Raw genomic sequence first — 25,712 nt, 5'->3', positions numbered from 1 at the left:
GGGCGGCTCGGGGGCGGTCCGATCCGCTCAGCGCCGCGACCGAGGCGCTCCGGAGCGCAGGGCCCCGGTGTACCGGCCGGGCGTGGTGCCGACGTGGCGCCGGAAGTGGCGGGTGAGGTGGGACTGGTCGTAGAAGCCCGTCGCCGGCGCCACCTCGGCGGCCGGACGGCCGGCCAGGAGGAGGCGGCGGGCTTCGGCGATGCGGCGGGACGTGACGTACTGGTGCGGGGCGATGCCGAACGTCGAGGTGAACGCGCGGACCAGGTGGGTGGGGTGCGCGTGCACGAGCTTGGCCGCCTCGGTCAGGGGCAGGCCGTCGCGCAGGCGCGCGTCGAGGAGGTCCCGCAGGTCGTGGGCCACGCCGCGTGCGGCCCGCGCCCGGGGGCCCGGTACGGCGGCGAGGCGGGGGTGCAGGTGGCCGCGGAGGCGTTCGGAGATCAGGGCGAGGCGGCTCTCCGCCTCCAGCTCGTCGTCGCTCCGGTGCGTGAGCGCCGTGTGCAGCTGCCCGACCCTGGCGCGCAGCAGCGGGTCGACGATGTCGGGGCCGTCGACGGCGGCGCCGATGAGGCTCTCGTCCAGCTGGGTGAGGTCCAGATAGAGCACCCGCTTGCGGAAGCCCTGCTCCGTGGCGGGTGAGCCGTTGTGCGGCACGTGGGGCGGGAGCAGGGACACCGTGTCGTGCGGGGTGCCGTGCTCGCGCCGGTTCAGGTCGTAGCGGACCGCGCCGTCGTCGACGATCAGCAGGGTCCACACGTCGTGGACGTGCATCGGGTACGCGTGCTCGGTGAAGTGGGCGTGGAAGACCTCCACGACACCCGGGACCGTCGGGCGCCACGCCGAGACCTCTTGCCGTGCCTCCTGCCGCGCCACCATGCCAAGAACGTACAAGAAGGGGCCGCAGGACGACGGGCAGTCTCAGGGTATGACCACCGAGAGCACCGCCGAGAACGGCCCCGAGACCACCCCCGAGGTCACCCCCGACAACGCCCCCGTGCGTTTCGACACCAAGATCGCCGTCCTGCTGCGCGAGGACCTGGAGACCTGGCAGCGGCTGAACGTCACCGCGTTCCTGGTCAGCGGCATCGGCTCCGCGCTCCCCGAGGTGATCGGCGAGCCGTACGCCGATGCCGACGGCACGCCGTACCTGCCCATGTTCCGGCAGCCCGTCCTCGTCTTCGAGGGGACGAAGGAGACCCTGGGCGCCGCGCACGGCCGCGCCCTGGCGCGGGAGCTGCCCCGCGCGGTGTTCACCGCCGAGCTCTTCGCGACCGGCAACGACCGGGACAACCGCGCGGCGGTCCGGGCGGTGCCGGGGGACCGGCTGGATCTCGTGGGGCTCGCCGTCCACGGGCCGCGCAACGCCGTCGACAAGGTGCTCAAGGGCGCCCGGATGCACCCCTAGGACCCGTACGGGCGCGCATCCTCCACGGGGCCCGTACGGAAGCGGTGCCGGTACTCCGTGGGTGTCGTGTCGAGGCGGCGCCGGAACGCCCGGATCAGGGTGTCGGTCGTACCGAAACCGCAGCCGGACGCGATCCGTTCGAGGGTGGCATCGGTGGTTTCGAGCGCCGCGCGGGCCCGTTCGACGCGCGCCGACTCGACGTAGACGCCCGGCGTCACGCCGAGTTCCTCCTTGAAGATCCGGGTGAGCTGGCGGCTGCTGACGTGCGCGTACGCGGCGAGGTCGTCGACGGTGAGCGGCTCGTCGAGGTGGCGGGTGATGTGGAGGCGGAGGTCCTCGATGCGCCGGGTCGTGGAGACCGGTTCGAGGGGCACGCTGAACTGGCTCTGTCCGCTGGGGCGCTTCAGGTACATCACGAGCTGCCGGGCGACGCGCAGCGCGACGGTCTCGCCGAAGTCCTCGGCGACGAGGGCCAAGGACAGGTCGAGGCAGGCGCTGATCCCCGCGCCCGTCCACACGTCACCCGAGCGGATGAAGATGGGGTCGGCGTCGACCTCGACCAGCGGATGGTCGGTGGCGAGCTGGCGGGCGGTCGACCAGTGGGTGGTGGCGCGCCTGCCGTCGAGGAGCCCCGCGGCGGCGAGGATGTGCGCTCCCACGCAGACGGAGGCGACCCTGCGCGTCCGCTCGGCCAGGGTCTTCACCCGGTCGACGACGGCGGGGTCGGCGAGGGCGTGGACCCGCCGCAGGTCGTCGACCTCGACGGAGCCGGGGACGAGGAGGGTGTCGATGCTCCGGGTGCCCGGTGCGCCGAGCAGTTCGCCGAAGGTGAGGTCCGGGAGGATCCGTACGCCGGCGGAGGTGGTGACGGGGTCCGTCGTCTCGGCGGCGAGGACGACGCGGTAACCGGACGCGTCGTCCGTCTCGCGGCGCAGGAGCGAGAAGACCTCCGGCGGCCCGGTGACGTCGAGCAGGTCGACGCCCTCGAAGAGGACGATGACGATCAGTCGTTCCACCGGGCTCATCTCGATGTCCGTATCTGCAAGTTGGGCGACATTGCCGACGCGTCGGGGTCGGCCATAGCGTTTCAGACGTAGCGAAACAGCCCGAGCCAGGGGGTATTTCTTCCATGGGTACGACTCGTACGACGACTCTGCGCGAACTGAACGGCTTCGACGAGACGCCGGCGTCGCTCTCCGACGCGACGCTGATCCTCGTCGACTACCAGAACACCTACACGCGCGGCGTGATGGAGCTGGACGGCTGGCGGGCCGCGCTCGACTCCGCCGCCGCGCTCCTCGCCCGGGCGCGGGAGGCGGGGGCGAAGGTGGTGCACGTCGTCAACGACGGCGGTGAGGGCACGCCGTACGACATACGGGAGGAGATCGGCGCGATCCACCCGAGCGTGGCCCCGGTCGAGGGCGAGCCGGTCGTCGTCAAGAAGGTCCCGAACGCCTTCGTCGGCACCGACCTGGCCGAACACGTGGACGCCGCCGGGCACAAGGACGTCGTGGTCGCCGGATTCATGACGCACATGTGCGTGACGTTCACGGCGGAGGGCGCGTTCCTGCGCGGCAACCGCCCCACGGTCGTCGCCGACGCCTGCGCGACCCGCCCGCTGCGGACGACGGCCGCCGACGTGACCGCCGACCAGCTGCACCGGAGCGCCCTCGCGACGATCGGGGACCTGTACGGGGTCGTGGTGGCGTCGGGGGCGGATCTGAGGTGAGCGGGGCCGAGCCGAGCTGGGGGCCGGGCTGAGCCCGGGCTGATCCGAGCCGCCGGGCAGATCCCGAATGCGGCCACCGGCACCCGAATGCGGCCACCGGTCGCCGCCCGCGAGGTGGCGACGTAGCGTCCGGACTGGTGACCGAACGTCCGCAGAGGTGACGTTCCGTGACGATTCCGGACTTCTGGAGGTCCGTATGGTTTCCTGCCGCGTTTCCGCTCTGATGGCCGCCGCCGCGCTGCTCGCTCTCGGTCTGCCGACCGGGACCGCCGTCGCGGCTCAGCCCACGTGTTTCGGCGTGCCCGCGAGCATCACGGGGGCCGGGGCGATCCTGGGGACCGCCGGCGACGACGTGATCGTCGGGTCGGACGGTGTGGACACGATCGACGGTGGGGGCGGCGACGATCTGATCTGCGCCCTGGGCGGTGACGACCTCGTCGCGGGCGGCCTGGGTGACGACCGGATCGACGCCGGGGCGGGCGACGACAACGCGCGTGGTGACGTGCTCGCCCTCACCGGCGACGCCACCGGCGGCGGCGACGACCGTGTGTTCGGCCGCGAGGGCGACGACCGGCTCGGCGGTGACAGCTTCGCGCTCGCCGGGGTCGCCACCGGTGGTGGCGACGACCAGGTGTTCGCCGGGCCGGGCGACGACGTCGTGGCCGGTGACAGCCGCGGTTCGAGTGCGACCGGTGGTGGCGACGACGTACTGGACGGCGGCGCGGGCGCCGACGACATGGCAGGGGACTCCGTCGCGACCGTCACCGACGCGGCCGGTGCCGGTGACGACGTGCTGCGCGGCGGCGCCGGCACCGACATCCTCATCGGCGACAACAACGCGCAGCGGAACGCCTCGGGGAACGGCGGGGACGATCTCCTGGAGCTGGGCGCGGACGGCGGGTTCTTCGCCATCGGCGACCACAACGCGGCGGAGGGAACGGCCTCCGGCGCCGGCGACGACCGGATCGTCGGCGGCAGCGCCGGCGAAGTCCTCCTCGGCGACAGCTCCGTGAACACCACGGCGCCCACCGGCGCGGGCGACGACCTCATCGAAGGGCGGGGCGGCGACGACCGGCTGCTCGGCGACAACGCCGACTTCTTCATCGAGAACACGGTCGGCACGGCGGGCGGGGACGACACGCTCCTCGGCGGCGCCGGCGTCGACCGGCTGAAGGCCGGTCCGCGCAACGACGTGCTGCTCGGCGGCGCCGGATCCCCCGACGTCTGCGACGGCGAGGCCGGGACGGACGTCGCGGCCGGCGGCTGCGAGACGGTCTCGAACGTGCCCTGACGCAGGACGTCCCTGGAGGACGTCCCCCGTCAGGGCGGCCTCCGGACGGGGCTGGGGCACGGGACCAGGACGGGACGGGCTGGGGTCCGGCCGGGGGCCGGGTCGGGGGGCAGCCCCACCTCGGACCGTCCCGGCTGCCGGATGGGATCATGACGGAACGTCAACAAAGCTTGCCGCATGACGACTTACGCCTCCAAGGCCTTGCTGATCGCCCTCTCCTCCGCCGCCGTCGTGGCCGGCCTCACCGCGGCCGGTCCCGCCTCCGCCTCGGGTCCCGCCTCCGCCGCCGTGACCCCGTCGGCAGGACTCGCGTGGACCGAGTGCGCCGTCACCCGTCCGCACCTGAGGCCCAAGCCGCTGCCCGGGCAGGAGTGCGCAACCCTCTCCGTCCCCCTCGACTACAGCGACCCCCGGGGCCGCCAGGTCGGGATCGCCGTCTCCCGGATCCGCAGCGACCGGCCCGGCGAGCGGCGCGGCGCGCTGGCCGTGATCCCCGGGGGCCCGGGGAGTTCCGGCGTCCAGCGGCTGACCATGAAGGGGGATGCGCTGCGGCGCGAACTGGGCGGTGCGTACGACCTGGTGGCGATGGACCCGCGCGGCGTGGGCGGCAGCGTCAAGGCGAGCTGCGGGCTGGACGAGGACGACCGGCGAATGGTGACCCTCCGCTCCTGGCCGGGCGCCGACGGGAGCATCGCCGAGAACGTCGCCCGGTCCCGGCGGACCGCCGAGGCATGCGCGCGCAACGGCGGTGACGAGCTGGCGAGCATGACGACGGCGAACCAGGCGCGGGACCTGGACCGGTTCCGGCGGGCGCTCGGCGAGGAGAAGCTGTCGGCCTGGGGAGTCTCGTACGGTACGTATGTGGGCGCGGTGTACGCGCAGAAGTTCCCGCACCGGACCGACCGTTGGGTCCTGGACAGCAGCAACGACCCGGACCCGAAGCGCGTGGCCAGAGGCTGGCTCGCGTACCTGGGGGAGGGCGCGGACGACCGGTTCCCCGACTTCGCGGCGTGGGCGGCGCACCCGGACCGCGAGACGCAGGGGCTGCGTCTCGCGGAGCGTCCCGAGGACGTACGTCCGCTGGTGATCGCGCTGGCGGAGCGGCTTGACCGCGCGCCGGCCGAGTCCACCACCCCGGGCGTCCCGCTCACCGGCACCGTGCTCCTGCAGGCCCTGCAGAACGCGCTCTACAGCGACGCGGCCTTCGCCGGGTTCGCCCGGCTGGTGGTGGACGCCCAGCACCCGACGCGCAAGCCCGCGCTTCCGCCGGAGCTCGCCGCCGCACTGCCGGACGAGGACGCGGCGATGATGGTCGGCGTCATCTGCAACGACGTGAGCTGGCCGCGTTCCGTCGCCGCCCACGAGCGGGCCGTCGCCGCGGACCGCGCCCGTCGACCGCTCACGGCCGGGTTCCCGGTGAACATCACGCCCTGCTCCTTCTGGAAGGCCCCGGCGGAGAAGCCGACCCGGATCACGGACCGGGGTCCGTCCGACATCCTGATGATCCAGAGCCTCCGAGACCCGTCGACCCCGTACGCCGCCGGTCTGAAGATGCGCGCGGCCCTCGGCGACCGCGCCCGGCTCGTCTCGGTCGACCAGGGCGGGCACGGCATGTACCTGGGCAACGGCAACGCGTGCGGGAACGCGGCGGTGACGGAGTTCCTGCGGACGGGGAAGCGGCCGGCTCGGGACACGTACTGCGCGAACTGACCACGCACGCCCGTCCTCAGGGGCAGGGTCAGACCCGTACGGGCTCCGGTGCCTCCGGCGCCACGGGGCCACCCGCGGCCACGGGCACCTCCACCGGGTCCGTCTCCACGTCGAACTCCTCCAGGAGCTCCCGGCTGAAGCCCCAGAAGTACGTCGTCACGAACCCGACCACGTAGCCGACCAGCAGCCCGCCCGCGTAGATCGCGATCGTCCCGCCCAGGCCCTTGTTGCCGTCGAGGAGGGGGAAGAGGGCCCAGCCCGAGGGGCCGATGGCCGTGGAGCCGACCTTGTCGCCCAGCATGTTGAAGAGGCCGACGAAGCCGCCGCCGAACGCGCCGCCGACGCAGGCCGTGACGAACGGGCGGCCCAGCGGGAGCGAGACGCCGTAGATCAGGGGCTCGCCCACGCCGAGGAAGCCGGCCGGGAGGGCGGACTTGATGGTGCGGCGGATGGAGCCGTTGCGGGGGAGCTTGAAGTAGACCGCGACCGCCGCGCCGACCTGGCCCGCGCCCGCCATCGCCAGGATCGGCAGCAGGACGGTGAATCCCTGCTGCTCGATCAGGGTGGTGTGGATCGGGATCAGCGCCTGGTGCAGCCCCAGCATCACCAGCGGCAGGAACAGCCCGCCGAGGACGAGGCCCGCGCCCGCACCGGCGTTGGCGAGGAGCCAGTTGGCGAAGTCGCCGATCGCGGTGGAGATCTCACCGGCCACGAACATCAGGCCGAAGATCGTGACCAGGCCGGAGACCAGGACCGTGAGGGTCGGCGTGACCAGCACGTCGAGGGACTCCGGCACCCAGCGGCGGCACCACTTCTCGACGTACACCGCGAGCACCGCGGCGCCCAGCGCGCCGAGCACACCGCCCTGCCCGGGCGACAGCGTCTGGCCGAACGCGTCGATCTTCGCGACACCGGGGAAGACGATGATCGCCGCGACCGCACCGCCCAGGATCGGCGTACCGCCGAACTCCTTCGCCGTGTTGAAGCCGACGAAGACCGCGATCAGCGCCATGAACCCGCTCGCCATCGCCGCGAGCGCGGGCGTCACGCCCGGCAACCAACCCAGGTTGATCAGCAGGCCGTTGAGGCCGGCGATGATGCCGCAGCCGATGAGGGCGGGGATGAGCGGGACGAAGATGTTCGCGATCCTGCGCAGGAAGAGCTTGAACGGCGTCTGGTTCTTCACCTTCCGCGCCGCCCTGATCGCGGCGCCCTGGGCGGCGAGTCCGTCGGCGGACGGCCGGGGGGCCGCGGCCACCAGGGCCTCGAACTCCGGCGTCACGCGGGCGACCGTGCCGGGGCCGAGCACGATCTGGTACGTGTCGTCCTCCACCACACCCAGCACGGACGGCAGGGCCTTCAGGGCCTCGTCCTGGACGAGCGAGCGGTCCCGCAGACCCAGCCGGAGCCGGGTCATGCAGTGGGCCACGGAGTCGATGTTCTCTGCGCCGCCGACGAGGGGGAGGATCGCGGCGGCGATGGCGCGGTTCTTGTCGTCTGTGCTCATGGTGCGGTGGTGCCTTGCTGTGCGGGGACGGGGGAGGTTCAGGGGGTTGTCTCGGCGTGCAGGGCGGCCCGCAGATGGCCCGCCGAGTCCGTGAGGCGCCGGTCGGCGGCCTTGGCGTCGATGTCGGCGAGGATCATCAGGATCGCGGTCTTCACCTCGCCGTCCGCCGCGGCGAGGGCGGTCTCGATCTGCTCGTCCGGCGCGCCGGTGGCCAGGGCGACGATCCGTCGCGAGCGCGCCTGGAGCTTGTCGTTGGAGGCGCGGACGTCGACCATCAGGTTTCCGTACGTCTTGCCGAGCCGGATCATCGTGATCGTCGAGATCATGTTGAGGACCAGCTTCTGCGCCGTACCCGCCTTCAACCGCGTGGAACCGGTGAGGAGTTCGGGGCCCGTGACGACCTCGATGCCGTGTTCGGCGGCGGCGGCGAGCGCGCTGTCCGCGTTGCAGGACAGGCCGATCGTCAGCGCGCCCTGGGTGCGGGCGTGCGCGACGGCGCCGATGGCGTACGGGGTACGGCCCGAGGCGGAGACGCCGACCACCGTGTCGTTCGGGGTGAGCTTCAGCGCGTCGAGGTCGGCCGCGGCGAGCTCCGCCGAGTCCTCGGCTCCCTCGACCGCCCTCACCATGGCCGACGGGCCGCCCGCGATCAGACCGAGGACCTCCGAGGGGTCGGTGTTGAAGGTGGGCGGGCACTCGCTGGCGTCGAGGACTCCGAGCCGACCGGCGGTGCCCGCGCCGGCGTAGATCAGCCGGCCGCCCTGGGCCATGCGGGCGGCGGTGGCGTCGATCGCGGCCGCGATCAGCGGCAGCTGCGCGGCGACGGCGGCCGGGACGGTCTGGTCCTCGGCGTTCATCGTGCGGGCGATCTCGAGGGTCGGGAGCTGGTCGATCTCCGCGAGCTCGGGACGGAACGCCTCGGTGGTGAGGGTGGCCAGCTGGGCGCGCAGTTCGGAGTACGTAGCAGAAGACACGTGCGGCTCTTTCGAGGGTTTCCCGGTGCTACCGGGTGCGGGGCGAGTGGCGGTGGGCCAGGGCTTCGTACGAGGCCGCGAGGGCAGGCGCCGCCGTCTCGTACGTACGTTGGGTGACACAGGTGAACAGGCAGTCCACGACCAGGAGTTGGCTGGTACGGGAGGACATGGCCGCGGGTCGCAGCTCGCTCTCGCGGGCCGTGGAGGTGGTGAGGATGTGGTCGGCGTACTGCGAGACGGGCCCGTCCGGGCGGCCGGTGATCGCGACGGTGGTGGCGCCGTGGTCGAAGGCGACGCGGAGGGGTTCTATGACGTCGCCGGTCGAGCCGGAGTGGGTGATGGCGATGGCGACGTCGCCGGAGCGGAGCTGTACGGCGTTGGTGACGGCGAGGTGCGGGTCGCTGTGCGCGTGCGCGATCAGGCCGATGCGGAGGAGCTTCTGGCCGAGGTCCTGGGCGACGAGGCCGGAGGCGCCGATGCCGTAGATGTCGATGCGGCGGGCGGCGGCGAGGGCGGCGACGGCGGCGCCGAGCTGGACGGTGTCGAGTCCGGCGGCCGTGTCGGCGAGGGTCTGCTGCTCGTCGTAGGCGAGCTTGGCGACGACGTCGGCCACCGGGTCGTCGACCGCGATGTCGGCCGTGACGGCGGGCGCGCGGCCGGACTGCTGCTGGGCGGCGAGGCCGGCGAGGGCGAGGCGGAGGTCCCGGTAGCCGGGGTAGCCGAGGAGCCGGGCGGTGCGGACGACGGTCGCCTCGCTGGTTCCGGTGAGCTCGGCGAGGCCGGTGACGGTGAGGGCGGCGCAGCCCGCCGGGTCCCCGGCGACGGCTTCGGCCACCCGCTGCATGGAGCGGGTCATGGACGGCGCGAGGGTACGCACCTTGGCCGCGAGGGCGGCGGGGGCGGGCGGGGCGTCGTGGCCGGACCCCGCACCGGACGCGGCGGAGGGCGGCGGCGAGGACGGGGCCCCGGGCGCGGGCACCTGGCCGCTGAAACTTTCCTTCACGTCATTGGTCACACTTGAAAGATATTTTCGCGCACCGGGAGCGTCAAGACCCCACCGGTCCCGGAAGGCCTGGACGAGTCCCGGATGCGAGCGGGACCTTCGCCCCTGAGGCTTGTCGGGTGACAATGTGTGCATGGACGACATCGACCCGCTGGAGCAGGCGCTGCACGCCGCCCGCGCCCTGGTCCTCGCCGATCTGGCGGCACGCGACGTGGCCGCGGCCGAGGTCGTGTCGATGGTGGAGGACGCCGTCACCCACCGGCGCTGGTGGGTCGAGCAGTGGCCCGAGGGCATCACTTACGTCGCCGGGCTCATCGCCCAGGACGTCCAGGACTCCCTCCTTGAGCGGTACGGCCGCTGGCCGCTGTGCCCCGTCTGCTCCTCGGGCGACCCGCACGCCCTGGACGTCGAACCCGAGCTGGGCCCGGACCCGCACTGGGTCTGCGGCAAGGCGGGCGTCGTGGTCGCCCCGGTGGGCGGCCTGAGGTGACCCTCTACATCGACCCGCCGACCTGGCCGGGCCACGGCCGCATGTGGTCGCACCTGGTGAGCGACGTCTCGCACGAGGAGCTCCACGCCTTCGCCGCCGCGATCGGCGCCCCGCCCCGCGCCTTCGAGCGCGACCACTACGACATTCCGTCGGACCGCTACGCGGACGCGGTGGCGGCGGGCGCGGTCGAGGTCGGCTCGAAGGAACTGGTCCGCCTGATCACCGCGGCGGGCCTACGACGCCCGAAGTTCCCGAGGCGCGCTCCGGAGCCGACCCGGGCGCCGGGGCCCGAGGCGACGACGTAAACGCACCCCCGGCCCGCCCGGAAGGCCCGACGACGTCCGCGCGACGCGATGCGGCCGCCTGTCGGCAGGGCCGTGTGGGTCAGTCGGACGTGCGGCAGGCGACGAGGTCGTCCTGGCGGGCGGGGGACGACGAGGCCGCGGGGGACGAGGCGATGACCTGACTGCTCGACGGGCGGCGGGTCAGGCGCAGCGCCAGGGCGACCGTCGCCAGGGCCACCGCCGTCATCGCCGCGCCCGCCCAGGCCGTCGAGGCGAAGCCGAGGCCGGCGTCGATCGTGGTGCCGCCGAGCCAGGGGCCCGCCGTGTTGCCGAGGTTGAAGGCGGCCGTCGTCGTGGCGCCCGCCAGGGTCGGGGCGGCGCCGGCGACGTTGAACATACGGGCGTTGAGCGCGGGGGCCGTGTAGAAGGCCGAGACGCCCAGGAGGAAGGAGAGGGCGATCACGGCGACCGGGCTGGAGGCGAAGAGGGCCAGGGCGACCAGGAAGACCGTCGAGGCCGTGACGCCGCTGAGCAGGACCCCGAAGAGGTGGGCGTCGGCGACCCGGCCGCCGATCGTCGTGCCGATCAGCGCGCCGATGCCGAAGAGGCCCAGGATCGCGGAGACCCAGCGGGCGTCGATCCCGGCGACGTCCGTGACGACCGGAGCGAGGTACGAGAACGCGCAGAAGACGCCGCCCGCGGCGAGCGCGGTGATCACGATCGCGAGCAGGACCTGCCGGTCGCGGTAGATCGCCAGCTCCCGCTTGAGGCGGGGCTTGGTCTCCGGGACCGGGATGTGCGGGATGCGGGTCACCACGCCCACGAGCGCGACGGCCGAGGCCACGCCGACCGCCCAGAACGCGGCGCGCCAGCCGAGGTGCTCGCCGAGGAAGGCGCCGGCGGGGACGCCGAGGACGTTGGCGATGGAGAGGCCGCCGATCATGACCGCCATCGCGCGGGCGCGTGAGCCGACGGGGACCATCGCGATGGCGACGGCCGCGCCGACCGCCCAGAAGCCCGCACAGGCGAGCGCGCTCACGACGCGGGAGGCGAAGAGGACCGCGTAGTTCGGCGCCAGCGCACCGGCGACCTGGCCGAGGCCGAAGAGGGTGATCAGGGTGACGAGCGTCGTCTTGCGGGGGAGCCGGAGGGTCGCGACGGCGAGCAGCGGGGCGCCGACGACCATGCCGATCGCGAAGGCCGAGATCAGCAGGCCGGCGCGGGGTATGGAGACGTTCATGTCGTCGGCGATGGATCGGAGAAGGCCGGACAGCATGAATTCGCTCGTGCCGAGCGCGAAGACGGAGAGGCCGAGGATGTAGACGGCCAGCGGCAGGCGGGTGGGCGTGGACGGCGCCGCGGGGGCGGTGGCGGCTTCGGCGCGCTCGGCTGAGGTTGACGGCATGACATGCGTCAACCTGCGGTTTGTGCCTGACATTCCCTCTGTGACGGGTGTCTCGCGATGCGGACCGGGCGGCCTCAGGCGCCCAGGTCCGTCAGTTCCCGGGCCAGGTTCCTGCGGGCCCGTTCCTCCCAGGCCGCCGCGCCGTAGGGGGTGCGGAAGAGGCGGGGAAGGGAGAGGAGCTGGCGGAGGACCGTCGCGCGGCCCTCCCTGAACGCGTCGTCCGGGACGAAGGCGTACTCCTCGCGGACCGCGCGCGTATACCCCCCGTACGCATCTTCGTCCGTCGCCAGGATCGCCAGGTCCGCGTCGCAGAGGGTCTCGCCGTTGAGGTCGCCGTCCGCCGGGTCGTGGGTCACGGTCAGGCGCACCAGGCGGGCCACCTCCGCCACCTCGTGGGGTGTGAGGCCCGCCTCCGGCAGGGCCTTTTCGGCCAGGATCGCCGAGCGTTCCTCGTTCTCCGAGCGGTCCGGCCGGTAGACCGCGTCGTGGAACCAGGCGGCCAGCCGGACCAGCTCCAACTCCCCGCCCTCGCCGCCCTGGTCGGCGAGTTCGTCGATGCGGTCGAGGACCGCCCGCAGGTGGTCGACCGTGTGGTACCTGCGCTGCGGCTCCGCCCAGCGCGCCAGCAGGTTCCGGCCGTACGGGGACGGGTCCGGGCCCTCGCGGCCGGCGCGGGCGGCGCGCAGGGTGGCGTTCCAGCGCTGGAGCAGGGCGGGGTCCACGGGTTCGGTCATGGCTGCATTCTGCCGCCCCGAGGGGCTGGAAGCTCGTGTTCCGCCAGCCCGGCAGTGGGCCTTCCGCACTCCCTTACATACCCCCATGGGTATGCGATCGCTGTCACCGGATCCATCGCGACCGACCATCTGAAGGACCACGGTGTGGACACCGACTCGGTGCGCGTCAGCGCGTCGCTTCACACCGCCCGGTTCGTCTGTACCACCGACCGGGCGCAGAACCAGATCGCCACCTTCTACGCCGGAGCGATGGCCGAGGCCGCGAGATCGAGCTGCGGGAGGTCGTCGCCCGGACGGGCCGTCCGGACCTGGTCTCCCCGGGCGACCCCTAGGCCATGCTCCGGCACACCCGCACCTGCCGCGAGCTCGGCATCCCGTTCGCCGCCGACCCGTCGCAGCAGCTGGCGCGGCTCTGTCGGAGGAGGTGCGGGAGCTGGTGGACGGCGCGCGGTGGGCTGTTCTCCAACGCGTACGGGACGGCCCTGCTCGGCGGGAGGTCGGGCTGGTCGGAGGCGGAGATCCTGCGCCGGGTCGGCGCCTGGGTCACCACGCACGGCGAGACCGGCGTCCGTGTCCGGGGCGAGGGCCGGGACACCCTGGCCGTCCCCGCGGTGCCGGTGCCCGCGGTCGTCGACCCGACCGGAGTCGGGGACGCCTTCCGCGCCGGGTCCCTCGCCGCGACGGCGTGGGGCGTGCCGGAGCGGTGCGCGGCGCAGCTGGGCTGCGCCGTCGCCGCCACCGTCCTCGACCACGTGGGACGCAGGAGTACCGGCTGCACCGCGATCCGCTCCTGGACCGGATCAGGACGGCGTACGGCATGGGCAGCACGGCCGAACTCCTCGTCCATCTGAGGGGGTTGTCATGAGGAGGTCGCTGCGGGAAGAGTTCGCCACCCGGGTCGTCGTCGCCGACGGGGCGATGGGCACCATGCTCCAGGCCGCCGATCCGACGATGGACGACTTCCAGAAGCCTGGAGGCCGATCTCGCGGAGGCGCTGAAGGGGCGGCCGGCGCTGGAGATCGTCGACATCATCCTCTCCAACAACGGCTACACCGTGGTGAACCTCGGCATCAAGCAGCCGGTCTCCGCGATCCTCGACGCCGCCGAGGAGCACCGCGCCGACGTCATCGGCATGTCGGGACTGCTGGTCAAGTCGACCGTGATCATGAAGGGGTCCACGCCGGAGACGTACGGGAGGCCTTCGGTCAGCCCGGCGCGTACGGCGGGGCGAGCCTGGAACTGGCCCTCCCGCTCCTGACGGCCACAAGCCGCCGCCGGGAGACCCCGGCGCTCGTCGCCGACCTGGCGGAGCGCCCGGGGCAGCCCGTCCTCCTCGGCAACGAACTGCCCGGCCGCGCCCCGGACCGCTACCGGGGTGAGGCGGCGACGCTGATCCGGCTCTACGCGGGCCGCCCACTGGTCGGCACACGCTACGACCTGTCGGGCGCGACGGAACAGGAACTCCTCGTCTACCGCTGAGCCCGTGGCCTTCGCGGGCGGCTCCCGGCCTGCCCGTTCGGGCGTCGTCGCGGTGCGGGTGGGGGAGGTGGGTGGTCTGCTGGTCGGGACCCCATCCGTCCACGCCCACGTACGGGAGCATCCCATGGCCGTCATCGTCACCGTCCACCTGCCGGGTGTCACGAAACAGCAGTACGACTCGGTCAACGCGAAGCTTCTCGCCTCCTCGTTCTGGCCGCCCGAGGGGTTCATCTCCCACGCCGGGGCGCCGGCCGAGGGCGGGTGGTTCGTGGTGGATCTGTGGGAGTCGAAGGAGAATTTCGAGGCGTTCGTGCAGCAGGCGGGCCCCATCTTCGCGGAGTTCGGTGATCTGGAGTTCCGGCCGACGATCTACGGTCCGGCGGCCAGGATCACGCCCTAGACGTGGTGGCCCGCCGCTCGCGGGCCTAGCGTTGGCCCATGCTCACGATGCCGTCACGAGTCGAACTACGCCCGCTCACCCTCGCCGACCAGGACGAGTTCTGCGCTCTCGTGCGCGCCAGCTCCGAGCTGCATGGGCCCTGGATGCAGCTGCCCGCGACCGCGGACGAGTTCCAGGCCTGGATGCGCCGCTTCGACGACGGCACCAACCTGGGCTTTCTCGTCCGCGTCCGGGAGACCGGCGCGACCGCCGGCATGGTCAACATCAACTCGGTCATCCGGGGCCGCTACCAGGGCGCGTCCCTCGGCTATGCGGCCTTCGCCCCGTCCGCCGGCCGCGGGTACATGACCGAAGGGCTCACCGCCGCCCTGCGGTACGCCTTCACCGACCTGCGCCTCCACCGGCTGGAGGCCAACATCCAGCCCGCGAACAAGGCGTCCCTGGCCGTGGTCCGACGGCTGGGCTTCCGCTACGAGGGGCTGTCGCCCGACTACCTCTACATCGACGGGGCCTGGCGGGACCACGAACGCTGGTCCGTCACCGCGCCGCACCCCTGGACACCCGATCCGTCCCTGCCCGTGGTCTGAACGAAATTGCGTTGCCGGGGCGGGGCGTCGCGCGGCACGCTTCCGCGCATGACTTCCCACCCCGTGGCGGACCTCTTCTCCGCCGAAGGACGACTGAAGGCGATCCCGCGCAGGGCCCCGCGCCGCGCGCAGCTGCTCGCCCACCTCGCGGAGACGCTCTTCGACCCCGCCCGCTCCTACACCGAGCGCGAGGTCAACGAGGCGCTCCTGACCGTCCACGAGGACTTCCCGGCCCTGCGCCGCTACCTCGTGACCGGCGGCCTGCTCTCCCGTACGAAGGACGGCGCCAGCTACCGCCGACAGCAGCAGCCCGGCTCCCCCGGAGGCCCGATCCTGTCCGTCGCGTGACCGCCGCGGTGGTGGCCGGCCTGATCGCCGGCTACGGCATCGCGATCCCGGTCGGCGCCGTCGGCGCCTACCTGGTGGCGGTCACGGCACGCACGAGCTGGCGTACGGGAGCGGCCGCGGCGCTCGGCATCGCCGCGGCGGACGGGGTGTACGCCCTCATCGCGGTCCTCGGCGGCTCGGCGCTCGTACCGCTGCTCACGCCGGTCATGGCGCCGCTGCGCTGGGTCTCGGCGGTGGTCCTCGTGGGCCTCGCCGCCCGCTCCGCGTGGACGGCCCTACGGGCCCACCGCGCGCGGAACGTCGCGAGCCGGGACGATCGCGACAGCCCCCTGACCCCGGCGCGCGCCTTCCTCACGTTCCTGGGCATCACGATCCTGAACCCCATGACCGTGATCTACTTCGTGGCCCTGATCCTGGCGACGGGCCCGTCCGGTCCGGCGACGCCCGTCGACCGTACGGTCTTCGTCCTGGCCGCCCTGGTCGCCTCCGCCAGCTGGCAGCTCTTCCTGGCCTCCGGAGGAGCCCTCCTGGGCCGAGGCCTCACCGGCCCCCGGGGCCGGCTCACGACCGCGCTCGTGTCGAGCACCCTGATCGCGGGCCTGGCGATCCACCTCGTGAGCTGATCCGGAGGCGGACAGGTCCCGTCACCTGCGGAGGGGCGCTAGCCGTCCGGTGCGGCCGGAGGCGGAGCATGGAGATCTCCGGTCGCACTTTGGCGATCGCGGTGAAGTCGTCGTCCACGTGGATCAGCGTGAGGCGGTGCTGCTCGGCGGTGAGCGCGATGAGGATGTCCATGGGAGAGGGGCCCCGGTGGTGTCCGATCCTCACCAACTCCCGCTGAACGGCGATGATCCTCGGCCAGGGGTCGTCGAGTGCGGGAACCCGGCCGAACGTCTGGTTCAGCATCGTGAAGAAGGGTTCGTGGTCGCGGTCGGTGCGCAGGCCGGGCATCAACTCGGCTTCCACCGGCGGGCAGACGGCCACCTGGCCACGCGCCACGCGATCGGGCCACGGTTCGCCGATCTGGCGCCGAAGAAGGCGCCAGACCGCCGAGGTAGTTCACAGCCCCTGCCGCTCCCGCTCTTCGAGGACGTCGACCGCCGTCTTGGACATGGAGCCTCCACAGCGGCTGTATGGCACACGCGCATCCCTCCCCTCGCGGCCCTGTCCGGCCGCGGGCCGCCCATCGTACGGGCCGCTCATTCGTGCGAGATGTACCCCCTGGGGGTACAATGCGGGATGTCGACCCCGTGGAAGAACCGCCCCTGCACGAAGGTCTGCGGCCCCGGTCCGCCCGGTTCGGTGGAGCTGACGCTCCTCCGCCAGGTGCTCGGGCTCTGTATTCGCCTGAGCGTCCGGCTGTCCGCCGACTGCCCTTCGCGCAAGGGCGGTTGATCCCCTCCCGAGGAGGGAGTCAGGTCCTGATCAGCCGGGCGATGGCCTTGGAGGCCTCGCCCGCCTTCACCTTCGCCTGGTCCCCGCCCTGGGCGATCGCCTCGGTGACACAGCAGCTGAGGTGCTCGTCCAGGAGGGTCACGGCGCAGGACTGGAGCGCCGCGTTGACGGCCGACACCTGGGTCAGTCACTTGTCGGCTGCCTGGAAGCCGCGCAGGCGCAGGCTGTTGCCGACCACGAAGACCGAGGAGAAGGCCATCGCGGCGCCGGCGATCATCGGGTTGAGCAGTCCGGCCGCGGCGAGCGGCAGGGCGGCCACGTTGTAGGCGAAGGCCCAGAACAGGTTGGAGCGGATCGTGCCGAGCGTCCGGCGCGAGAGCCGGATCGCGTCGGCGGCCGCCCGCAGGTCTCCCCGTACGAGGGTGAGATCGCCGGCCTCGATGGCGGCGTCGGTGCCGGTGCCCATCGCCAGGCCCAGGTCGGCCTGGGCGAGCGCGGCGGCGTCGTTCACGCCGTCGCCGACCATGGCGACCGAACGCCCCTCCGCCTGAAGCCGCTTGACGACGTCCACCTTGTCCTGGGGCATGACCTCGGCGATGACCTCGTCGATGCCGACCTCGGCGGCGACGGCCTCGGCGACGGCCTTGTTGTCACCGGTCAGCAGGATCGGGGTCAGACCGAGCGCGCGCAGCCTCCTGATCGCCTCGGGGCTGGTCTCCTTGACGGCGTCGGCGACCTCCAGGACCGCGCGGGCCTCCCCGTCCCAGGCCACCGCGATCGCGGTCCTCCCGGCCTTCTCGGCGCTGTCCTTCGCGGACTTGAGCCCGTCGGGCAGCCCCATCGCCCACTCTTCGAGCAGCTTCTCGCGGCCGACGAGGACGGCGTGGCCGTCGACGACGCCCTGGACGCCGAGCCCCGGGATGCTGGCGAAGTCATCGGGGGCGGGGAGCGTACCGACCCTGGCGGCCGCGCCGGTGGCGACGGCCTGGGCGATCGGGTGTTCGGAGGAGTGCTCCAGGGCGCCCGCGAGACGCAGGACGTCGGTCTCGTCGACGTCGTCGGCGGTGTGGACCTTGATCAGGGTCATCCGGCCGGTGGTGACGGTGCCGGTCTTGTCCAGGACGATCGTGTCGACCTTGCGGGTCGTCTCCAGGACCTCGGGCCCCTTGATCAGGATGCCGAGCTGCGCGCCGCGCCCGGTCCCGACCATGAGCGCGGTCGGGGTCGCGAGGCCGAGGGCGCAGGGGCAGGCGATGATCAGTACGGCGACGGCGGCGGTGAACGCGGCCGTGAGCCCGGAGCCCGTACCGAGCCAGAAGCCGAGGGTGCCCAGCGCGAGGGCGATGACGACCGGCACGAAGACGGCCGAGATCCTGTCGGCGAGGCGCTGGGCGGCGGCCTTGCCGTTCTGGGCGTCCTCGACCAGCTTGGCCATGCGGGCGAGCTGGGTGTCGGCGCCGACGCGGGTGGCCTCGACGACGAGCCGGCCGCCGGCGTTCAGGGTGGCTCCGGTGACGGAGTCGCCGACGGAGACCTCGACCGGTACGGACTCGCCGGTGAGCATCGAGGCGTCGACGGCGGAGGAGCCCTCGACGACGGTGCCGTCGGTGGCGATCTTCTCGCCGGGGCGGACCAGGAACCGCGTCCCGACCTGGAGTTCGGCGGTGGGTACGGTGACCTCACGGCCGCCGCGCAGGACGGTGACCTCCTTGGCCCCCAGCTGCATCAGCGCCTTGAGCGCGGCGCCCGCCTTGCGCTTGGAACGGGCCTCGAAGTACCGCCCGGCGAGGATGAAGGCGGTGACACCGGCCGCGGCCTCCAGGTAGATGTTCCCGGCGCCGTCGGTGCGGGCGATCGTGAACTCGAAGGGGTGCGTCATGCCCGGCGTACCGGCGGTCCCGAAGAACAGGGCCCACAGGGACCAGAGGAACGCGGCGATCGTGCCGACCGAGATCAGGGTGTCCATGGTGGCCGCGCCGTGCCTGGCGTTGGTCCAGGCGGCCTTGTGGAAGGGCCAGGCGGCGTAGACGACGACCGGCGCGGCGAGGGTGAGGCTGAGCCACTGCCAGTACTCGATCTGGAGCGCCGGGATCATCGCCATCGCGATGACGGGGACGGCGAGCGCGACGGCGGTGACGAGCCGCTGCCTGAGGGGCCGGAGCTCCTCGTCGGCCTTCTCCTCGTCGGTGGGCCCGTCCTCGCCGCCGGACTCGGCCCGCGGGGGAGCGGGCTCCTGGGCGGTGTAGCCGGTGGCCTCGACGGTGGCGATCAGGTCGGCGACGGAGACGTCGGCTGCGGCGTCGAAGGTGACCTTCGCCTTCTCGGTGGCGTAGTTGACGGTGGCCTCCACCCCGTCCATGCGGTTGAGCTTCTTCTCGATGCGGGCCGCGCACGAGGCGCAGGTCATGCCGCCGATGGCGAGCTCGACCTGGGCGGCGCCCGGAGTGGTCGTGGTCATGGAACACCTCATTCGTCGGTCTCGGTCTGCCGGCCTCGTGCGGCGGGGGTCCGGGTCGGGGGCCGGGGCCCATGGAGGGACGGGCCCCGGCGGCCGGGTTCTGGCTCGGGCTCGGGCTGGGGTCGGGCTCGGGCCGGACGGTCAGGCGCGGCCGGTGAGGTCGTAGCCGGCGTCGTCGACGGCGGCGGCGATCGCGGCGTCGTCGGGGGCGCCGCCCGTGGTCACGGTCACCAGGCCGCCGGCGATGTCGACGTCCACGGAGATGACGCCGTCGAGCGCGGACACCGAGGTCGTGATCGCGGTCCTGCAGTGTCCGCAGGTCATGCCGGACACGGCGTAGACGGTGGCGGTGCTGTCGGCGACGGCGGTTGCGGTCGCCGCCGCGCCTGCGTCGGTGGAGCAGCTGCCGTCAGGAGTGCAGCAGGAACCCATGTCTTCCTCCTCGCTGGGGGTGGATACCCTTGGGGGGTATCCGTTCGTCTCCATGTATACCCCCAGCGGGTATCGCACGCAAGCGTCATCGCAACTTGACTTGATACCCCCTAGGGGTATCGTGAGTTGCATCGAACGGTTACTCACGTACGGGAGAGCTGCCATGAACACCGGAGTGAAGATCACCGCCTTCGCCGCCGCGCTCGCCGCGACCTTCGGCACCGCGTACGGGGTCGGCCAGGGCGTCGGGCCCGTGGGCGAACCGGCGAAGGCCGTGCACGAGGAGCACGGGGGGCAGGAGAGTGCGGGCGAGGCGACCGGGCACGGCGGCCACGACGAGGGCGCCGCCGACGCGCCCGCCGCCGGGGGCCTCCAGGTCTCCGAGGGCGGCTACACGCTGGCCATGGAGACGCCGGAGCCGGCCCGGGGCGAGAGCGTGCTGAAGTTCTCGATCAAGGACGCGGGAGGCAGGAACGTCACCGCGTTCACCACCGAGCACGGCAAGGAACTGCACTTCATCGTCGCCTCGCGGGACCTCACGGTCTACCGCCACCTGCACCCCGTGCGCGCGGCCGACGGCACCTGGTCGACACCGGTCGACCTGCCGGCCGCGGGCGGCTACAAGGCCTTCGCCGACTTCAAGCCCGCGGTGAAGAACGCCACGGGCGTGACGCTGGGCGTGGACCTGTCCGTACCCGGCGCGTACGCGCCCCGCCCGCTCCCCGCCGCCGCGCGCACGGCGACCGCCGACGGCTACGAGGTCGAGCTGGGTGGCACGCTCACCCCGGGCCGGGCGGGCGAGCTGAAGCTCACGGTGCGCAAGGACGGGAAGCCGGTCACCGATCTGGAGCCCTACCTCGGGGCGTACGGCCATCTCGTCGCCCTGCGCGACGGCGACCTGGCCTACCTGCACGTCCACCCCAACGAGGGCGGCCCCGGTCCGGACGTCTCCTTCACCGCGACGGCGCCGAGCGCCGGTTCGTACCGGCTGTTCCTCGACTTCCAGCACGACGGGCAGGTGCGGACGGCGGCGTTCACGGTGCACGCGGGGCAGGCGGCGGGGGCGGATGAGGCGCCGCACGATGCGGGAGGCCACGCGCACGGCTAGGGTGGTCATTGGACTAGACCTGTAGCCGTCATTCATGGAGGAATGGGCTCGATGAGCAACCGTGCAGTCCTTGAGGTGATCGCCCTCGACGAGCAGGACGCCGTCGCCGCCCAGGCAGGCGGGGCGGACCGCCTCGAGCTGGTCACCGACATGGCGGCCGACGGGCTGACCCCGTCACGGACCGGCTTCGCCGCGATCCGGTCCGCCGTGGACATCCCGCTGCGCGTGATGCTCAGACTGACGGACGGCTTCGCGGTGGGTGACATCGACGCACTGGTGGCCCGCGCCTGCGACCTGCGGGAGGCGGGCGCGGAGGAGTTCGTGCTCGGCTTCCTGACGGCGGACGGCGACGCGGACCTGGTGGCCGTGGAGCGGCTGATCGCCGTCCTGGACGGCTGCCGGTGGACGTTCCACCGGGCGATCGACCGCGCGGCCGACCGCCACGCGCTGCGCAAGCAGCTCGCCGACCTGCCGGGCCTCGACACGTACCTGACGGCGGGCGCGGCCACGGGCGTCGACGACGGCCTGCCCGTCCTCGAGGCGGAGGCGGCACACTCGGGCGAGCCGGGCTACGAGCCGCAGATCCTCGTCGGTGGCGGCCTCCGCCTCGACCACCTCCCGGAACTCCGCGCGGCGGGCCTCGATGCCTTCCACATCGGCGGCGCGGCCCGCCCCCAGGGCTGGAAGTGCCCGGTCTCCCCGGAGGCGGTCAGGGTCTGGCGCGAGGCACTGGACGCGTGACGCCGAGACGCCCGGGCGTCCGGACGCGTAACGCCGGGACGCCCGGACGCCCGGACGCGTAACGCCGGGACCCCCGGGCGGCCCGGCGCCGCGTCCGGCGCCGGTGCTCAGCCGGCGACCCGTTCCACCGGGATCCACAGCTCCGCGTCCGCGTGCGTACCGTCCTCGGACACCCGCGTGCGCGAGAGCGACGGACCCGGCCGGCTCCGGAACGGGTTCGACGGGAACCACTGCGTGTACACGTCCCGCCAGAGGTACTGGACCGCCAGCGGGAACTCGCCCGAGGACTCGAACACCGCCCACGTCCCCGGTTCGACATCGAGGCTCTCCGAAGCCCCGGGCACCTCAGCGTCGCTCACCACCCCGTGGAAGTAGTCGAGTTCGGTGCCCTCCGCGTCGTCCGCGGAGTGGTTGCCGACGGCGGCCACGACACCGCCGGGCTCCCCGGTCGCGTACTCCTCCCAGCGGCCCAGCGTCTCCATGCCGATGCTCTTGACGAACTCCACGATGGACGGGTTCATCCCCTCGTAGACCAGCGGGACCTGTGTCCCCCTGCCCACGATCCTGAACCCGTCCTTCTCCACCACTCGGTACCGCATGCTGCTGCTCCCTTCGACGATCAGCCGGAAGGACATCCGTGGCTGGGAGAGCAGTGCCGCACCCGTCCGCCGCGCCTCGCCGGGACCGACCCCGTGCACGGCGCGGAAGGCACGCGCGAACGCCTCGCCCGAGCCGTACCCGTACCGCACCGCGACATCGAGCAGCGTCCGCTCCCCGGCGAGCACCTCGGCCCCGGCGAGCGTCAGCCGTCGGCGGCGGACGTACTCGGAGAGCGGGATGCCCGCCAGCGCGGAGAACATCCGCCGGAAGTGGTACTCCGACGTCATGGCGATACGGGCCAGCTCGGCCGCGTCGACGGGCTCGTCGAGGTGGTCCTCGATGTGGTCCATGGCCTCGTTCAGCCGCTCCAGCACTCCTGGCCGTCCTTCCCTCACTGATCTCCACGCTAGGGACGTCCCACTGTGCCGGACCCGACATCCTGTGCCCGCTGCGGTCGGGTCGCCTCGCCGCCCCGCGTGCCCCTCGTCAGCGGCCGCCCGAGACGCGGAGGATCGTGCCCGTCGTGTACGACGCGTCCGGGGACAGGAGCCAGGACACCGCCGCGGCGATCTCCTCCGGGCGGCCCGCGCGGCGCAGGGGGGTGGTGAGGGCGACCCTCGCCGGGCGGTCCGGGTCGCCCATCGTCGCGTGCATGTCCGTCTCCACGGTGCCCGGGGCCACCGCGTTGACCCGGACGCCGTCCGGGCCCAGCTCCTTGGCGAGGCCCACGGTCAGCGCGTCCGTCGCCGCCTTCGTCGCCGCGTAGTGGACGTATTCGTCCGGGCTGCCGAGCGTCGCGGCGGCGGAGGAGATGTTCACGATCGCCCCGCCGCCCCGGGCGGCCATGTCGCGGGCGGCGCGGCGGCAACAGAGCAGGTAGCCGAGGAGGTTGACCTCCACCACCCGGCGCAGGTTCTCCGTCGTCGCGTCCGCGAGACGCCCCAGCGGACCCGTCACGCCCGCGTTGTTCACCAGGCCGTCCACCGGCCCCAGTTCGGCCTCGGCCGTGTCGAACAGCCGCTCCACGTCCGCCTCGACCGACGTGTCCGCCCGGACCACGACGCACCGCGCCCCGGCCGCCCGGACCGCCGCGGCCGTCTTCTCGGCGGCGCCGGCGTCATGTACGTACCCGAGCACCAGATCGTGCCCCTCCGCTGCCAGACGTACGCAGGTCGCGGCACCGATCCCACGGCTCCCACCGGTGACGACGGTCGTACGGGACATGATGGTCCACCTTTCTCGCGGTCGCGCCGCCCCCACCGTAATTCGATGGCCCCCCGAGAAGGCCGCCGACTACCCTCCCCGCCATGGTCGACCTCGTGCGCGCTCTCATCGCCGCCCAGTTCCCGCAGTGGGCCGGGCTGCCCGTCACGCGCGTGCCGTCGGCCGGTACGGACAACGACATGTACCGCCTCGGCGACGCGATGGCGGTCCGGCTGCCGAAGACCGCCGAGACCGCCGGGGGCGTGGCCAAGGAGCAGCGCTGGCTGCCGCACCTCGCCCCGCACCTCCCGCTGCCCGTGCCCGTTCCCCTGGGCGAGGGGCGGCCCGGGGAGGGCTTCGACCTGCCCTGGTCGGTGTACGGCTGGCTCGACGGCGCCAACGCCTTCGACGCTCCGATCGACGATCTCGCCCATGCCGCCGTCGAGTTGGGCCGCTTCGGCATGGCGCTGCGGAGCGTGGACGCGACCGGAGGGCCGACGTCCTTCCGGGGCGGCCATGTCACCGAGTGGACCGGTGACTACATCGACCGTGCCCTCCGCGACCTCGGCGCCGACGGTACGGTCGACGGCGCCGCCGCCGAGGCCTGGGAGTCGGTGCTGCGCCTGCCGCAGTGGGACCGCGACCCCGTCTGGGTCCACGGCGACCTGCTGCCCGGCAACCTGCTGACCCGCGAGGGGCGGCTCAGCGCCGTCATCGACTTCGGCGGCGTCGGCACCGGCGACCCGGCCTGCGACATGATGGCCGCCTGGACGCTCCTCACCCCCGAGACCCGCCCGCTGTTCCGCGAGGCGGCCCGGGTCGACGACGCCACCTGGGCCCGTGGCCGGGGGTGGGCCCTGGGCTGGGGACTGGTCACGGAGCACTACTACCGGGGCAGGAACCCCGTCCTCGCCGCCGTCGCCCACCGCGCGTGGACCGAGGCGCTCCCGGAGTTCGCACCCGGAGCATGAGGCAGGACGCGTGAGCCGAGGCGCGTGACACCGGGCGCGTGAGAATCCGTGCATGAGGTGGGCGCACGAGGCTGGCCATCCCGCCCCGCAGGCCGCACCATGCCCCTCACTACTCGTGCGTAACACCTCGTAGGGGGAAGCGTGTTGAGGCTCCGTGTCAGGTTCGTCCCGCTGCTCGCGATCGTCGCGTCCCTGCTCGTCCCGGCCGCCGCCGGGCCCGCCGAGGGGGCGGCGCAGGCCCGTACACCCGTCGTCCTCGTCCACGGATACAACGCGGACCCCGGGGTCTGGGGCGGCCTGCGCGAGGACCTCGAGGCCGACGGGTACACCGACGCCGAACTGTTCTCCTTCGGCTACGACACCCACCGGTCCGTCAACGAGGTCCTCGCCGGCGAACTCGCCGCGTACGTCGCGGACGTCAGGCGGCGGACCGGCGCGAGCCGCGTGGACCTCGTCGCCCACTCCTTCGGCAGCCTCCTCACCCGCTGGTACGTGAAGTTCGACGCGGCCGGCCAGTCCTCCGTCGCCCACTGGGTCTCGCTCGCCGGCCCCAACCACGGCACCGGCACGGCGTGGGCCTGCGCCCTGTGGGACCAGGCCTGCCGCGACATGACCCCGGGCTCCTACGTCCAGAAGAAGCTGGCCGAGGGTGACGAGACCCCCGGCGCCGTCCGGTACGCCACCTGGTGGTCGAACTGCGACGAGGTCATCCACCCCGACAGCAGTGTGCCGCTGACCGGGGCCACCAACAACGCCGCCGGCTGCCTCGACCACAACGCGCTGCTCGGCGACGACGGGGTCTCCCGGGGGGTCCGCGCCTTCCTGGCCGGCTAGTCGAGGCCGGGGGTCGCGCCGGGCGGTGCCCTATGATCGACCTTGATCAACAGCCGCGTCCTCGGGGGCGTGGCAAGGGATTTGGGGGAAACATGATCTCAAAGATCAAGTCGAACAGGACGGTCCGGGGCGCGCTGGCGTCGGCCACCGCCGGCCTGGCGGTGGTCGGCAGCAGCCTCGTGATGGCGCAGCCCGCCTCCGCCGACTCGTTCAGCGCGCGGCTCATGAACAGCGCGACCAAGCTGTGCATGGACGGCAGTGGCAGCGCCGGGCCCGGTGCCGCAGTGATCCAGTGGGAGTGCAACGGCGGCTCGAACCAGCACTGGTACTCGAGCACCGACTCCAGGGGACGCCCGACGATCGTCAACGCCGCGAACGGGCTGTGCCTGGACCGGCACGACGACACCAGGCTGGGCGCCAAGCTGATCCTCTGGCACTGCAACAGCAAGTGGAATCAGGTCTTCAACGTCGATGGCGGATGGGGCAACACCATCACCAACACCACGAGCGGTCACGTGGTCGACGTCCCCGGAGGCACCGGTGTCTGGGGCACCCAGCTCATCATGTGGGACCGCAACGGCGGGAGCAACCAGGGCTGGTGGCGGATCTAGGCTCGTAGCAGACGTA

The 25,712-nt window shown here is 72.8% G+C and carries 29 protein-coding genes and 1 pseudogene; 17 read left to right on the top strand and 13 right to left on the bottom strand.

Annotation, left to right across the window (positions count from 1 at the left end; genetic code table 11):
* Positions 1-27: 27 nt before the first annotated feature.
* On the bottom strand, positions 28-873 hold the full coding sequence (locus tag ACZ3OF_RS34850; RefSeq protein ID WP_467308834.1) for an AraC family transcriptional regulator: 846 nt from the start codon (positions 871-873) through the stop codon (positions 28-30).
* Positions 874-922: 49 nt separating this feature from the next.
* Here ACZ3OF_RS34850 and ACZ3OF_RS34845 point away from each other — a divergent pair, with 49 nt between their 5' ends.
* A complete protein-coding gene (locus ACZ3OF_RS34845) occupies positions 923-1,402 on the top strand; it encodes a DUF2000 family protein (RefSeq protein ID WP_467308832.1) in 480 nt (159 codons plus the stop codon).
* Here ACZ3OF_RS34845 and ACZ3OF_RS34840 read toward each other — a convergent pair.
* Positions 1,399-2,427: a GlxA family transcriptional regulator gene (locus tag ACZ3OF_RS34840; RefSeq protein ID WP_361676633.1), complete on the bottom strand. Its 1,029-nt coding sequence runs from the start codon at positions 2,425-2,427 to the stop codon at positions 1,399-1,401. The two genes, ACZ3OF_RS34845 and ACZ3OF_RS34840, sit on opposite strands and share 4 nt — an antisense overlap.
* A 104-nt stretch (positions 2,428-2,531) precedes the next feature.
* Here ACZ3OF_RS34840 and ACZ3OF_RS34835 point away from each other — a divergent pair, with 104 nt between their 5' ends.
* The 3 genes from ACZ3OF_RS34835 to ACZ3OF_RS34825 all read left to right on the top strand — a co-directional run bounded on the left by ACZ3OF_RS34835 (position 2,532) and on the right by ACZ3OF_RS34825 (position 6,132).
* Positions 2,532-3,131, top strand: coding sequence for an isochorismatase family protein (locus ACZ3OF_RS34835; RefSeq protein WP_361676636.1), 600 nt, complete (start codon positions 2,532-2,534; stop codon positions 3,129-3,131).
* 196 nt (positions 3,132-3,327) lie between these two features.
* Entirely contained in the window at positions 3,328-4,422 is a 1,095-nt protein-coding gene (locus ACZ3OF_RS34830) for a calcium-binding protein (RefSeq protein WP_361676639.1), read from the top strand.
* Between the two features lie 177 nt (positions 4,423-4,599).
* Positions 4,600-6,132 (top strand): alpha/beta hydrolase, encoded by a 1,533-nt coding sequence (locus ACZ3OF_RS34825; RefSeq protein WP_467308829.1) that lies wholly within the window; start codon positions 4,600-4,602, stop codon positions 6,130-6,132.
* A gap of 28 nt (positions 6,133-6,160) precedes the next feature.
* Here ACZ3OF_RS34825 and ACZ3OF_RS34820 read toward each other — a convergent pair whose 3' ends face one another.
* From ACZ3OF_RS34820 to ACZ3OF_RS34810, 3 genes are read right to left on the bottom strand one after another with little or no spacing between them, the layout of a single operon-like run.
* The gene (locus tag ACZ3OF_RS34820) at positions 6,161-7,639 is read right to left on the bottom strand and encodes a PTS transporter subunit EIIC (RefSeq protein ID WP_361676645.1); all 1,479 of its coding nucleotides are present in this window, start codon (positions 7,637-7,639) and stop codon (positions 6,161-6,163) included.
* Positions 7,640-7,677: 38 nt separating this feature from the next.
* Entirely contained in the window at positions 7,678-8,613 is a 936-nt protein-coding gene (gene murQ, locus ACZ3OF_RS34815) for an N-acetylmuramic acid 6-phosphate etherase (RefSeq protein WP_361676650.1), read from the bottom strand.
* A 28-nt stretch (positions 8,614-8,641) separates the two neighbouring features.
* Positions 8,642-9,628: a MurR/RpiR family transcriptional regulator gene (locus ACZ3OF_RS34810; protein ID WP_361598871.1), complete on the bottom strand. Its 987-nt coding sequence runs from the start codon at positions 9,626-9,628 to the stop codon at positions 8,642-8,644.
* Between the two features lie 121 nt (positions 9,629-9,749).
* Between ACZ3OF_RS34810 and ACZ3OF_RS34805 the strand changes: the two genes are divergently transcribed.
* Positions 9,750-10,106 carry a hypothetical protein gene (locus ACZ3OF_RS34805; protein ID WP_361437067.1) on the top strand — a complete coding sequence of 119 codons (357 nt, stop codon included), beginning with the start codon at positions 9,750-9,752 and terminating at the stop codon, positions 10,104-10,106.
* Positions 10,103-10,411: a DUF4031 domain-containing protein gene (locus ACZ3OF_RS34800; RefSeq protein ID WP_361676653.1), complete on the top strand. Its 309-nt coding sequence runs from the start codon at positions 10,103-10,105 to the stop codon at positions 10,409-10,411. The genes ACZ3OF_RS34805 and ACZ3OF_RS34800 overlap by 4 nt, the downstream gene beginning before the upstream one ends.
* A 79-nt stretch (positions 10,412-10,490) precedes the next feature.
* Here the strand turns inward: ACZ3OF_RS34800 and ACZ3OF_RS34795 are convergent, their stop codons facing one another.
* Entirely contained in the window at positions 10,491-11,726 is a 1,236-nt protein-coding gene (locus tag ACZ3OF_RS34795; RefSeq protein WP_361676775.1) for a Cmx/CmrA family chloramphenicol efflux MFS transporter, read from the bottom strand.
* Between the two features lie 143 nt (positions 11,727-11,869).
* Positions 11,870-12,529: an HD domain-containing protein gene (locus ACZ3OF_RS34790; protein WP_467308825.1), complete on the bottom strand. Its 660-nt coding sequence runs from the start codon at positions 12,527-12,529 to the stop codon at positions 11,870-11,872.
* 335 nt (positions 12,530-12,864) lie between these two features.
* Here ACZ3OF_RS34790 and ACZ3OF_RS34785 point away from each other — a divergent pair, with 335 nt between their 5' ends.
* The 6 genes and pseudogenes from ACZ3OF_RS34785 (at position 12,865) to ACZ3OF_RS34760 (ending at position 15,966) form a co-directional block, all read left to right on the top strand.
* Positions 12,865-13,380, top strand: coding sequence for a PfkB family carbohydrate kinase (locus tag ACZ3OF_RS34785; RefSeq protein ID WP_361676659.1), 516 nt, complete (start codon positions 12,865-12,867; stop codon positions 13,378-13,380).
* Between the two features lie 167 nt (positions 13,381-13,547).
* Positions 13,548-13,715: pseudogene (locus ACZ3OF_RS34780) on the top strand (cobalamin-dependent protein); the annotation flags it as partial.
* A 417-nt stretch (positions 13,716-14,132) separates the two neighbouring features.
* The gene (locus tag ACZ3OF_RS34775; protein WP_467308822.1) at positions 14,133-14,408 is read left to right on the top strand and encodes a hypothetical protein; all 276 of its coding nucleotides are present in this window, start codon (positions 14,133-14,135) and stop codon (positions 14,406-14,408) included.
* A 38-nt stretch (positions 14,409-14,446) separates the two neighbouring features.
* Positions 14,447-14,995 carry a GNAT family N-acetyltransferase gene (locus ACZ3OF_RS34770; protein WP_467308821.1) on the top strand — a complete coding sequence of 183 codons (549 nt, stop codon included), beginning with the start codon at positions 14,447-14,449 and terminating at the stop codon, positions 14,993-14,995.
* A gap of 48 nt (positions 14,996-15,043) precedes the next feature.
* Positions 15,044-15,343 (top strand): DUF2087 domain-containing protein, encoded by a 300-nt coding sequence (locus ACZ3OF_RS34765; protein ID WP_389576039.1) that lies wholly within the window; start codon positions 15,044-15,046, stop codon positions 15,341-15,343.
* Positions 15,340-15,966 (top strand): LysE/ArgO family amino acid transporter, encoded by a 627-nt coding sequence (locus ACZ3OF_RS34760; RefSeq protein WP_361676670.1) that lies wholly within the window; start codon positions 15,340-15,342, stop codon positions 15,964-15,966. Before ACZ3OF_RS34765 ends, ACZ3OF_RS34760 begins: the two co-directional genes overlap by 4 nt.
* Here ACZ3OF_RS34760 and ACZ3OF_RS34755 read toward each other — a convergent pair.
* From ACZ3OF_RS34755 to ACZ3OF_RS34740, 4 genes are all read right to left on the bottom strand, one after another.
* Complete coding sequence (locus tag ACZ3OF_RS34755; protein ID WP_467308868.1) at positions 15,905-16,366, bottom strand: PIN domain-containing protein; 462 nt, start codon at positions 16,364-16,366, stop codon at positions 15,905-15,907. The genes ACZ3OF_RS34760 and ACZ3OF_RS34755 overlap by 62 nt on opposite strands.
* Before the next feature lie 391 nt (positions 16,367-16,757).
* Positions 16,758-16,916, bottom strand: a complete 159-nt coding sequence (locus ACZ3OF_RS34750) for a metal-sensing transcriptional repressor (protein WP_467308818.1) — start codon at positions 16,914-16,916, stop codon at positions 16,758-16,760.
* 9 nt (positions 16,917-16,925) lie between these two features.
* Positions 16,926-19,196: a heavy metal translocating P-type ATPase gene (locus tag ACZ3OF_RS34745; RefSeq protein WP_361676679.1), complete on the bottom strand. Its 2,271-nt coding sequence runs from the start codon at positions 19,194-19,196 to the stop codon at positions 16,926-16,928.
* 141 nt (positions 19,197-19,337) lie between these two features.
* Positions 19,338-19,628, bottom strand: a complete 291-nt coding sequence (locus tag ACZ3OF_RS34740; protein ID WP_361676681.1) for a heavy-metal-associated domain-containing protein — start codon at positions 19,626-19,628, stop codon at positions 19,338-19,340.
* Positions 19,629-19,791: 163 nt separating this feature from the next.
* On the opposite strand from ACZ3OF_RS34740, the gene ACZ3OF_RS34735 reads away from it, so the two are divergent.
* Complete coding sequence (locus tag ACZ3OF_RS34735) at positions 19,792-20,736, top strand: hypothetical protein (protein WP_467308815.1); 945 nt, start codon at positions 19,792-19,794, stop codon at positions 20,734-20,736.
* A gap of 51 nt (positions 20,737-20,787) precedes the next feature.
* Positions 20,788-21,477: a copper homeostasis protein CutC gene (locus ACZ3OF_RS34730; protein WP_467308813.1), complete on the top strand. Its 690-nt coding sequence runs from the start codon at positions 20,788-20,790 to the stop codon at positions 21,475-21,477.
* A gap of 107 nt (positions 21,478-21,584) precedes the next feature.
* Here ACZ3OF_RS34730 and ACZ3OF_RS34725 read toward each other — a convergent pair whose 3' ends face one another.
* Positions 21,585-22,451: an AraC family transcriptional regulator gene (locus ACZ3OF_RS34725; protein ID WP_361676690.1), complete on the bottom strand. Its 867-nt coding sequence runs from the start codon at positions 22,449-22,451 to the stop codon at positions 21,585-21,587.
* Between the two features lie 112 nt (positions 22,452-22,563).
* A complete protein-coding gene (locus tag ACZ3OF_RS34720) occupies positions 22,564-23,301 on the bottom strand; it encodes a glucose 1-dehydrogenase (RefSeq protein ID WP_361676691.1) in 738 nt (245 codons plus the stop codon).
* An 83-nt stretch (positions 23,302-23,384) separates the two neighbouring features.
* Here ACZ3OF_RS34720 and ACZ3OF_RS34715 point away from each other — a divergent pair, with 83 nt between their 5' ends.
* The 3 genes from ACZ3OF_RS34715 to ACZ3OF_RS34705 all read left to right on the top strand — a co-directional run bounded on the left by ACZ3OF_RS34715 (position 23,385) and on the right by ACZ3OF_RS34705 (position 25,696).
* The gene (locus tag ACZ3OF_RS34715) at positions 23,385-24,251 is read left to right on the top strand and encodes an aminoglycoside phosphotransferase family protein (protein WP_467308811.1); all 867 of its coding nucleotides are present in this window, start codon (positions 23,385-23,387) and stop codon (positions 24,249-24,251) included.
* A 141-nt stretch (positions 24,252-24,392) separates the two neighbouring features.
* Positions 24,393-25,085, top strand: coding sequence for an esterase/lipase family protein (locus ACZ3OF_RS34710; protein WP_361676697.1), 693 nt, complete (start codon positions 24,393-24,395; stop codon positions 25,083-25,085).
* Between the two features lie 92 nt (positions 25,086-25,177).
* Entirely contained in the window at positions 25,178-25,696 is a 519-nt protein-coding gene (locus tag ACZ3OF_RS34705) for an RICIN domain-containing protein (RefSeq protein ID WP_361676699.1), read from the top strand.
* Positions 25,697-25,712: the final 16 nt, after the last annotated feature.

The organism is Streptomyces sp. NPDC022552, assembly GCF_055561875.1.
This window is presented reverse-complemented; position numbering and strand designations above follow the sequence as displayed.